Genomic DNA, 9,265 nt, shown 5'->3' on the forward strand with positions numbered 1-9,265 from the left:
GCTTCTTTCAAATCGCAGAAAAGGCCTGTTTCTACCGCTTATCCCGCGATGTGATGCAGCGGGATTTTAGGGCGCGAGCTGCGCGTGACGTGCGGTAGAAAACTGCTCCGGGCACAGTTTATCAGTGTAAAAAAGGCCGCGTATTCTGTAGACCTATCATTTACCCCAGCCCTATTTAATCAGGCAGTTCGCCGAGGCTTTGTTTGGCTCGCCTGCGGTGTGCGGGATTTAGCTGCGGCGGGAGGGCGTCCGGTGAGTCATAGCTGTTTTTTGATACGCTTCGCCATCCGTCTCATTTCCGGCGGCTGCCCTCTCAATGGGGCCGCGCCCCGCGTCCATACCAGACATCACGACTCATGCTTCGATTCGAGAACCTCAGCAAACGCTTTAGCGACCGCGTCGTCTTCCAGGGACTGCATCACGACTCTGCCTCAGGCTGCGTAGCGCTCAACGACGAGTCCGGCAGCGGCAAATCCACCTTGCTCGGCATTCTGGCCGGCGCGTTGGAGGCCGATGCGGGGGAAGTGTGGATCGGCGGACATTCGTTGCGCACCGCGCCCGCCGCCGCGAAATCGCTGATGACCTACGTGCCGGAGGACTGTATACCGTCGCCCGATTCAACCGGTCGCGAGTATTTGCAGCGCGTGGCTTCGGCCAGAAACGACGTGGTCAGCGACACGACCCTGGTCCTCGCGGATCGTTTTGGCCTCACGCCGCATCTGGGAAAGCGCTTTGAACAGATGTCGTTCGGCACGCGCAAGAAGTTTTTTCTGACCTCGGCGGTGCTTGGGGAAACGAAGGTGCTGATCGCGGATGAACCCGTCGGCGGACTCGACGCCGCCGCGCGCGCCGTGCTGGTCGACCTGTTCAGGGCGCTCGCGCAAACGCGCACCGTGTTTTTCTCGAGCTACGACGAGGCATTCACCGACGCCTGCGCGGCCACACGCATCAGGTTCGCCGACCTCGCGCAGCGCGGCTGACGTCGATCGCACTGCGCGAGCATTCAACCACGCATATTCAGATCGACACGCAGATCTTTCCGAAATGAGCGCCCGACGCTTCATGCCTGAACGCGTCGCCGAGCCTCGCGAGTTCGAACGTGCTGTCGATCACCGGTTTGATACCGGTCACTTCGAGCGCGCGGATCATATCGCGCTGATCCTGGCGGCTGCCGACGATCAAGCCTTGCAGCCGCTGCTGCCGCGCCATCAGCGCCGCCGTCGGCACGGGGCCTGCGCGTCCGGTCAGCACGCCGATCAGCGCGATGTGGCCGCCGATCCGGCAAGCGGTGATTGACTGCGGCAACGTGCCCGGACCGCCGACTTCGATCACATGGTCGACGCCCCGCCCTCCGGTCAGCGACCGGACCTGTTTGCCCCACTCCGGATTGTCGCGATAGTTGATCGTATGGTCGGCACCGAATGCGCGCAGCTTCTCGAGCTTTGCATCCGATGAAGACGTGGCGATCACCGAAGCGCCCATTGCTTTGGCAAGCTGCAAGCCAAAAATCGACACGCCGCCCGTGCCGAGCACGAGCACCGTGGCGCCCGCCTTTAACTGCCCGTCCACCACCAGCGCGCGCCATGCCGTGAGTCCCGCCGTGGTCAGCGTCGCGGCCTCGGCGTGGCTGTAGCCGCTCGGCGCATGCGTGAAGTAGTGGCTCGGCAGCACGACGACTTCGCGTGCATAGCCGTCCACGCCGTCGCCGGGGGTGGTTTTGAAGTCGCCGATTGCCGGCGGGCCGTTTTCCCAGGACGGGAAGAAACACGACACCACGTTATCGCCGGCCTTGAATTCGGTGACGCCTTCGCCGACCGCTTCGACGACGCCCGCGCCGTCCGCCATCGGAATGCGCCCAGCATCGGCGGGTAACACGCCGCTTACAACGCCATAGTCGTGAAAGTTCAACGAACTCGCGTGGATACGAACCCGGATGTGACCCGCCGCGGGCTGGCCGGGATCGTCGATATCGACCACCTGAAGACTGTCGACGGTGGCAGGCGTTCCTATCTTGACGGCTTTCATGTCTCGACTCCTCTGTGATGTGCTCGGGCGCTCGGCGCGCATCGGGTCACAAGAGAATATCGCAAGCGGGTTGCGCATGTCGGCGAGTCACCCAGCGGCGCGTGCTGCTTGGCGCGGCATTCAAGCCGCCTGGGCTTGCGCCTGCTGTTCGAGCCACAAGCGGCTGTCGGGAAACCAGAACGCGTCCGGTCGCGGCGGCGCGACGAGCTTCACGGGCAGCGCCGGGTTGAAGATGCGCGACCACGCGGACAGGTAAGACGGCGTCTTCACGAGATAGCCGCAACGGGACAACAGCAGACTGGACACCAGCGCTTCACGACCGATCTCGAGCCCTGGAAAGCCGCTGAAATGAACCGGCGTTGCGCCGTTCGCGAGCAACCGCGCAGGCGCGACGCTCACCGGCTTGCTGAACGGCCACGCGGCGAAGTAATCCACAAACGCCTTTTCGTCGCTTGAGATAAAGACATCGGTCAGGTGCGGATTCTCAGCTAGCGTCGTTTCGACGTGACGGCAAAAGTCTTTCCATGCAACAGGAATGGCTTCGAGCGCCTTGTCCGTGCCCCGGAAATGCGCGCCAAGTGTGGACGTGCCGATATGAAGCTTCTCGCAGATCGCATCGACTTCGTGGACGATATGCTGCGCCGGCCGATAGTGCGCGAAGAAGAGTTCGCTCGCGCTGGCGAGTTCCAGCCGGTGCTCGTAACGTTGCCGAAAGCCCAACTGCACCAGGTCACGAACCGTCGATGTCCTGAGCTTGCGCGTGAGCGGCAACGCAGCCGAAGCGTGCACCGGTTCAAAAAACGCGGAGAACCAGTCGACCTTTCCATCGGCATCGCCATACAGTCCCCCACGAGCGCTAATGCGCGGCGTCAGGCATTTCTCTTCGCAAAACATGAGGATGAACAACACCATCTGCATGACGGAGAAGAAACCCGAGTTCTCCTTGATTTCGATGGCGAAGATGCCCCGATTGAGGCGCTGCTTCGCGTGCAGCGAGATGCGGCGAGGCGTGGCGACGGAATACTTGAATCGCTCGCTTCGGCGAATCTGCTTTGCCCTGTCGACGACCTTTCTCAACATGCCCCGCCCCTGTTGATCGGTGATTTGTCAAACGGCACGCGCCTACCAGGTGATGGAAACGAGACAACGCGACAACGCCCGATCTTAGCACCCCAAATTTGGCAGTCAGTAAGTGCGGCTTGATGTTGAGTTAGCTAGCGCACAAACGAACGGTAAGTTCTGCCCGGCTCATAGCGCTGCTTCAGTTCGGCCGCGACGCGCTCGATCACTTCGTCCCAATTGCCTCGTTGCGATTGCCCGAAAATGCGCACGCTCCGATACCACGGACTGTCGTCGCGATTGTGCAGCCACCGCCAGCAACCGGCGAAACGATTGAGCAACCAGACCGGCTTGCCCATGGCCGCTGCAAGGTGCGCGACCGACGTATCGACCGAAACCACGAGGTCGAGATTGTCGATGATCGCGGCAGTGTCCGCGAAGTCCGACACGTGGTCCATCCAGTCGATGAGATACGCTTTTGTCGCGGCGCTCGGGCGCTTCGCAAGGTCGTCGGTCTTTTGCAAGCTGATCCAGCGAACGTGCGACGACGAGAACAATGGCGCGAGTTGCGCCGATGTCAGACTGCGCGCGCGGTCTTCGGTCGTCCCGGAATGGCCGCCGGCCCACACGACGCCGACGCGCGGCAAGTCTCGTTGACACAACGCGTCGAGTTTCGCGCGCCACTCGAGAGCGCGCTGCGGGTCCGCGCTCAGATATGTCGCCGCGGGAATGTTGTCGAGCCGCGTACCGAATGCCATGGGCAGCGACATCAATGGGCATTGCCAGTCCCACTCTTTGACATTCGGCATGACATCCTCAAGCATGACGAGACCTGGCCAGTGCGCGCACAACGACTCTTCATAAAGACGCCGCAACGGCGGCGGGCAGATATAGCCCACCTGGGCAAAACGTTCGAGCGCGAGTGGCAGATAACGGACGAATTGCAGACTGTCGCCGTGGCCCTGCTCTGGCAGAACCAGCAGACGCGCGCCGCGTTCGGGCACGCCATGCGCGCCGCCCACCACGTCCGGACGCTCGCCCTTCCATTGCGGCAATGCTAGTTGCGGCCGCTCCGATGCCGGCTGCCCGTTCGCATCGACGAAATTGGCCCAGCGGTCTTCAAAGTACGGCCACGCTTCTTCATAGCAGCCCGCTGCCAGCAGAACCTGACTGAGACTCGCGCGCGCGCCGCGATTCGACGGGTCGAGCGCCATGGCTTGCCTGAGATGCTGCTCGGCTTCGCTCAACGAGCCCAGGCCTTTCACGACGACTCCCAGGTTCGCGTGCGCCTGCGCATAATCCGGCTTGAGTTCGATCAACCGGCGATAAACGGCCGCCGCCTCGTCGGCGCGCCCTTGCAATTGCAGCGCTACGCCAAAGTAATAGTGAAGCGCAAGCGAATCAGGCTGATGCACGAGCCCCGCCCTGGCAGTCTGCACAACGCTGGCAAACGTGCGCAGCTTGACCTGGATGAAGCACAGCATGTCGAAGAACGGCGGCTGCGGTTGAACTTCGATGGCTCGCTCAATCCAGCGTTGCGCCAGTGGCAGTTGGCCCGACGCGAGCGCCACCAACCCGCGCGAGTACAGCGCGCCCGCGTGAGCCGAATCATGGACAATGATTCGATCGAGGAGCGCCTGGGCCGTGTCGAAGCGCCCTGCCAGGCGTGCCTCTTCCGCCTCGTTGAACCAGAGCGAAATGGCCTGGGATGACACCGGGGATTGGCTTTGCATGATCGCGGGAATGACTCTGCGTTGATGAACCGTGGGGTTTGGGTCGGCGCAGGCTGAGCATGCCGTCCCGCGCGTTATTGCGCGTCGATTATCAATGGCGTGCGCGGGCACTTATGTAGGACCGTTCCGAATCGCGGACGCACATTGACGTCAGCAGTAAAAGTAAAAACACTCGCGTACAGACTTGACCTTACCGCCGTGGGAAGGTCCAGGATTCACTTGAGATTTGTCTCAGGAGATAGCAAATGGAATTAGTCGTTCCGGATATGACTTGCGGTGGATGCGCCAATGCAATCGCTCGCGCGGTCGCCGGTCTCGATCCCGTTGCGACGCTCGACATCGATGTGTCCATCAAGATCGTGAAAATAGCGTCGACGCTGCCGCCGACGCGGTTGATCGAGGCGATCGAGGCGGCGGGCTTCCATCCGTCGGTGAGAAACTGATGGCCTGGACGTCACTTAAAACAACTTTTTAACGGGAATTGACTATGAAGAATCTTCGCGTCTTTCGTGCACTTTGCGTATTCAGCGGCGTGGCATTTGCCGTCGGGGCCACGCCGGTTCACGCGCAGCACACGGCGTCCATGCCCGGCATGGACATGTCCGCTTCAGCCGATGCGGGCTCGGGCGACTCGACGCAGGCATTCAAAGCCGCAGACGACAAAATGATGAAAAACATGAGCGCGCCGACCTACACCGGCGATGCGGACAAGGACTTCGTCGCGCATATGATCCCGCATCACCAGGGCGCAATCGACATGGCGCAGGTCGAACTCAAGTACGGCAAGGACCCCGAGTTGAAGCGCCTCGCCAAAAACATCATCAAGGCGCAGCACGACGAAATCGGCTTCATGCAGCGCTGGCAGGCGAAGCACGGGGCCAAGTGACGCGCGGGCGGACCACGACTGGTGGCGTGGCGTGGCCGCAGTTCGCCCGCTTGAAATGACTGATGAACGGCATGACAAACAGCTGACAAACGGGAAACTGCGGCCTTCGCTAGCTGACTACTCGATGACGCGTGCGACTAGTGTTGAGTGACGCCCGGTCCCGGACCGGCTTCCATGTCGTCACTCGACGCTTCGTCCATGCCTGCCGCTCCATGCGGCGCGGCGTTCATGTCCGGCACCTGCGCCACGGGGGCCATCTCTCGGCCTCCTGAAGCAGGCGCGCCGCCCGGCTCGCCGTGATGCGCCGTTTGGCGATTCCTTTTGCATCCAGCGCGATCACCTGAAACAGTTCGCGGTCGCAAGCAAGCTCCTGCTGGTACTGCTCGCCGGTGCTGATGAGCAACTCGAGCATGCTCTGCTGCCGACGACGCTCGTCGCCCGTGACTGCAGGATTCCTACATATCGTGGACGCAAGCGTAATCAGCGTATCCAGTTTGCTCATCTGGCGGTCACAGAGATGGAAAGCCGAGAGAGCAAGCTTTTCGTACTGGAGTGCGTCGACGGGTGGGCGAGAATCGGATTGCGATTGTCTTTTGTTCTTACTCATTGTGCGATATCCCTAAGACTTCAGTGGGTCGCCCGGGGCTCGGTTGGTGGTGGGTGAGCGGGCACGTAGCGGGGTTGACAGACCGGGATCGCAACGAACCGGCGAGCCTTGCGGCTCCCTCTCTACAGCCCGCCCATTGAAAAATAGACGTGCAGCAGTGAACGCACGACCCGCGTGAGCGGCTGTGCGGTTACGATCGCAGGCTGTCAAACCTGACCTTCAGGTGTTTTATGAGGGCGTGGAGATTATATGCCAGCGGGGCGGTTGGCTTCCAACTGAGTGAGCCAAATGCGAGGGGTGGTGGCACGGGACGTGTCAGAAATCTTGTGTGCTGAGGCCGGTTAGAAATCTCAGTTGATGGCGCTGGTGAACCGCTCGCCGAACAGAATGGCGAACTGATTCACTGCTTGCCGCCAGGTGATAGGCGGCATCTTCCAGTCCTTTTCGATGTTGCGCAAGGCCAGATACAGCAGTTTGCTGGCTGCCTCGTCGCTCGGGAAGTGGCCGCGGTTCTTGACGATCTTGCGCAACTGCATGTGCATGCTTTCGATCGCGTTTGTCGTATATACAATTCGACGTACCTCAGGCGGATAGGCGAAGAAGGGGATCACCTGTTCCCATTGGCGCTGCCACATCGCCGTGACGGTAGCGAATTTGCGGCCCCACTCGCTGCCCGCAAAGGCGTCGAGCGCCGCTGCCGCCGCCTCGGCGGTGGCGGCCTGGTAGATCGGCTTGATCGCGGCAGCCAGCGGCTTGCGGTCCTTCCAGCTCGCCAGATTCAGCGAATTGCGGATCAGATGGACGATGCAGGTCTGGATCTGGGCGGCCGGATAGACTGCCTCGATCGCTTCGGGGAAGCCGCGTAAGCCGTCAACCACCGCGATCAGGATGTCGTGCAAGCCGCGGTTCTTCAGTTCGTTGAAAACCTTCAGCCAGAACTTGGCGCCCTCGGTTTGCTCGATCCACAAGCCCAGCACTTCCTTGCGACCGTCGGCGCGGATGCCCAGCGCCAGATAGACCGCCTTGTTCCTGACCGTGCCTTCGTCGCGGATCTTCAGGCGCAGCGCGTCAAAGTACACGATCGGATACATGGCCTCGAGCGGGCGTTGCTGCCACTGCTCGACCTCAGCCATCACCTCGTCGGTGACCGTCGAAATCAGATCGGGCGACACCTGCAGCCCGTACAACTGCAGCAAATGGCCCTGAATCTCGCGCACGCTCATGCCGCGCGCATACATGCTGATGACGTGGTCATCGAAGCCCGGTAGCCGGCGTTGATACTTGCCGACCAACTGCGGCTCGAATGTCGCTTGCCGGTCGCGCGGAATATCCAGCATCAGTTCGCCATTGGGCGTCAGGACCGTCTTGGGGCTGGTGCCGTTGCGGTGGTTGCCGGACTTGCCTTGCTCGGTCTCGGCTTCCAGATGGTGGCTCAACTCGGCCGCGAGCATGCGCTCGGCCAGCCGTTTCTTGAGCTGGCCGGCCAGACCTGATTCGCCCAGGACCGACTCAGCATCCTTGCCCTGCACCTGGGCAAGCAATTGGTCGATCAGCTCATCGGGAAACAGCTTTGGTGCCTTCGGGTTCTTGTTCTTCTTTGTCACGGTTGCTTCGGTCATAGGACGTTATTTCCGTTATCGTCTCATGACCTCGGCACACAGAAAATCTGACAGGCTGCTGGTATCCGCACAGGTGTCATCGCTGGCGTCAGTGACTGCTGGGGCGTGCAGCAACGCACGTATGCTCGCGAGGTTCTGCCGTCGCACCGGATTGGCAAGCAGCCCATAGTGACGGATGCGATGAAACCCGCCTGGCAGCACGTGCAGCAGGAATCGACGCATGAACTCACCGGCCTCGAGCGTCATGGTCTTGTAGCGGGTGCGCCCCCTGGCGCGGTAATCCTTCCAGTGGAAGGTCACGCCCTGCTCATCGAGCGCGATAAGTCGCCGGTTGGAGATGGCCACGCGATGCGTATAGCGCGACAGATACGCGAGTACGGCCCCGGGTCCGGCGAACGGGCGCTTCGCATACACCACCCATTCACACGCGCGCAACGGCGCGAGCCACCGGGCGAAGGTAGCCTGATCGGCAAGCGCGGCATACTCGCCGAAGAAGCGTAGCTGACCGCGACCATGCATTGCCGCGAGTTCTTCCAGGAAACGGCGCCGGAACAGGCGCGAGAGCACGCGCACCGGCAGGAAAAAGCCGGGCCGGCATGCGACCCACCGCTCGCCGTCAGGCGACAGGCCACCACCTGGGACGATGCCGTGCACGTGCGGATGGTGCGTCAGTGCCGAGCCCCACGTATGCAGCACCAGCGTCGCGCCGATCTGCGCGCCCAGATGCTTTGGATCGGCGGCAATGGTGCGCAGGGTTTCGGCGGCAACATCGAACAGCAGGCTGTAGAGCACCGCCTTGTTGTACCAGGCGATCGCGCTGATCGCGGCGGGCAGCGTAAAGACGACGTGGTAGTACTCGACCGGTAGCAGATCGGCCTGACGTGCCTCGAGCCACCGGTGCGCGGCGCTCGCCTGACACTTCGGGCAATGGCGGTTACGGCAGGTAATGGAGTTCACTCCATTACCTGCCTTATGGGAAGTGTTTTCCTATGGGGAGAAGGCACGCCCTGAGCGGGCACGGAGCGAACTCCGCGCCCCTTTTTTCTCTCCATTAAAGCTTGGCCCTGAGCATGGCGATTACCTTATCGGATGGCCGGAACGAACCCCTGCGCAAATGCGGTGGGACGATCGCGTTGAGGGCTTCGAGCTTCTCAGTTGGATCAGAGCGAGTGTAGATTTCAGTGGTCGCCAGATCGCTGTGCCCGAGCCACAGGGACACCTTTCTGATGTCCTGAGTGCTTCGTAGTACTATCATTGCACAGGTATGCCTCAAGACGTGCGGTGATACCTGCTTCTTCGACAGCGAGGGGCACTTATGACTAGCCGTCGCAGTGTG

General features: G+C 61.4%; 9 protein-coding genes and 1 pseudogene. 3 read left to right on the forward strand and 7 right to left on the reverse strand.

The genetic code is table 11. From position 1 onward, the window contains the following. Window positions 1-356: 356 nt before the first annotated feature. Window positions 357-980: an ABC transporter ATP-binding protein gene (locus C0Z16_RS08315; protein WP_102631681.1), complete on the forward strand. Its 624-nt coding sequence runs from the start codon at window positions 357-359 to the stop codon at window positions 978-980. A gap of 37 nt (window positions 981-1,017) precedes the next feature. Here C0Z16_RS08315 and C0Z16_RS08320 read toward each other — a convergent pair whose 3' ends face one another. The 3 genes from C0Z16_RS08320 to C0Z16_RS08330 all read right to left on the reverse strand — a co-directional run bounded on the left by C0Z16_RS08320 (window position 1,018) and on the right by C0Z16_RS08330 (window position 4,817). Beyond that, window positions 1,018-2,025 carry a zinc-dependent alcohol dehydrogenase family protein gene (locus C0Z16_RS08320; protein WP_102631682.1) on the reverse strand — a complete coding sequence of 336 codons (1,008 nt, stop codon included), beginning with the start codon at window positions 2,023-2,025 and terminating at the stop codon, window positions 1,018-1,020. A 120-nt stretch (window positions 2,026-2,145) separates the two neighbouring features. After that, a complete protein-coding gene (locus C0Z16_RS08325; protein ID WP_102631683.1) occupies window positions 2,146-3,105 on the reverse strand; it encodes an O-fucosyltransferase family protein in 960 nt (319 codons plus the stop codon). A 134-nt stretch (window positions 3,106-3,239) separates the two neighbouring features. Next, window positions 3,240-4,817, reverse strand: a complete 1,578-nt coding sequence (locus tag C0Z16_RS08330) for a tetratricopeptide repeat protein (RefSeq protein ID WP_102631684.1) — start codon at window positions 4,815-4,817, stop codon at window positions 3,240-3,242. A 245-nt stretch (window positions 4,818-5,062) separates the two neighbouring features. Here C0Z16_RS08330 and C0Z16_RS08335 point away from each other — a divergent pair, with 245 nt between their 5' ends. After that, the gene (locus tag C0Z16_RS08335) at window positions 5,063-5,260 is read left to right on the forward strand and encodes a heavy-metal-associated domain-containing protein (RefSeq protein WP_102631685.1); all 198 of its coding nucleotides are present in this window, start codon (window positions 5,063-5,065) and stop codon (window positions 5,258-5,260) included. 44 nt (window positions 5,261-5,304) lie between these two features. Continuing rightward, window positions 5,305-5,703, forward strand: coding sequence for a CopM family metallochaperone (gene copM, locus C0Z16_RS08340; protein ID WP_102631686.1), 399 nt, complete (start codon window positions 5,305-5,307; stop codon window positions 5,701-5,703). 226 nt (window positions 5,704-5,929) lie between these two features. On the opposite strand, the gene C0Z16_RS08345 is transcribed toward copM, so the two are convergent. From C0Z16_RS08345 to C0Z16_RS08360, 4 genes and pseudogenes are all read right to left on the reverse strand, one after another. Next, a complete protein-coding gene (locus tag C0Z16_RS08345; RefSeq protein ID WP_102631687.1) occupies window positions 5,930-6,310 on the reverse strand; it encodes a hypothetical protein in 381 nt (126 codons plus the stop codon). A 350-nt stretch (window positions 6,311-6,660) separates the two neighbouring features. Then, window positions 6,661-7,929 carry an IS256 family transposase gene (locus C0Z16_RS08350; protein ID WP_102631688.1) on the reverse strand — a complete coding sequence of 423 codons (1,269 nt, stop codon included), beginning with the start codon at window positions 7,927-7,929 and terminating at the stop codon, window positions 6,661-6,663. Between the two features lie 108 nt (window positions 7,930-8,037). Beyond that, a pseudogene (locus tag C0Z16_RS08355) lies at window positions 8,038-8,886 on the reverse strand (IS91 family transposase); the annotation flags it as partial. 94 nt (window positions 8,887-8,980) lie between these two features. After that, window positions 8,981-9,232: a tyrosine-type recombinase/integrase gene (locus C0Z16_RS08360; protein ID WP_279635057.1), complete on the reverse strand. Its 252-nt coding sequence runs from the start codon at window positions 9,230-9,232 to the stop codon at window positions 8,981-8,983. Window positions 9,233-9,265 lie beyond the last annotated feature (33 nt).

Source organism: Paraburkholderia rhynchosiae (assembly GCF_002879865.1).
Taxonomy (GTDB): domain Bacteria; phylum Pseudomonadota; class Gammaproteobacteria; order Burkholderiales; family Burkholderiaceae; genus Paraburkholderia; species Paraburkholderia rhynchosiae.

Coding starts and splice junctions, on each gene's coding strand:
- C0Z16_RS08320 (WP_102631682.1), bottom strand. CDS start 2,025: ATGAAAGCCGTCAAGATAGGAACGCCTGCCACCGTCGACAGTCTTCAG.
- C0Z16_RS08330 (WP_102631684.1), bottom strand. CDS start 4,817: ATGCAAAGCCAATCCCCGGTGTCATCCCAGGCCATTTCGCTCTGGTTC.
- C0Z16_RS08350 (WP_102631688.1), bottom strand. CDS start 7,929: ATGACCGAAGCAACCGTGACAAAGAAGAACAAGAACCCGAAGGCACCA.
- C0Z16_RS08315 (WP_102631681.1), top strand. CDS start 357: ATGCTTCGATTCGAGAACCTCAGCAAACGCTTTAGCGACCGCGTCGTC.
- C0Z16_RS08335 (WP_102631685.1), top strand. CDS start 5,063: ATGGAATTAGTCGTTCCGGATATGACTTGCGGTGGATGCGCCAATGCA.
- C0Z16_RS08325 (WP_102631683.1), bottom strand. CDS start 3,105: ATGTTGAGAAAGGTCGTCGACAGGGCAAAGCAGATTCGCCGAAGCGAG.
- copM (WP_102631686.1), top strand. CDS start 5,305: ATGAAGAATCTTCGCGTCTTTCGTGCACTTTGCGTATTCAGCGGCGTG.
- C0Z16_RS08345 (WP_102631687.1), bottom strand. CDS start 6,310: ATGAGTAAGAACAAAAGACAATCGCAATCCGATTCTCGCCCACCCGTC.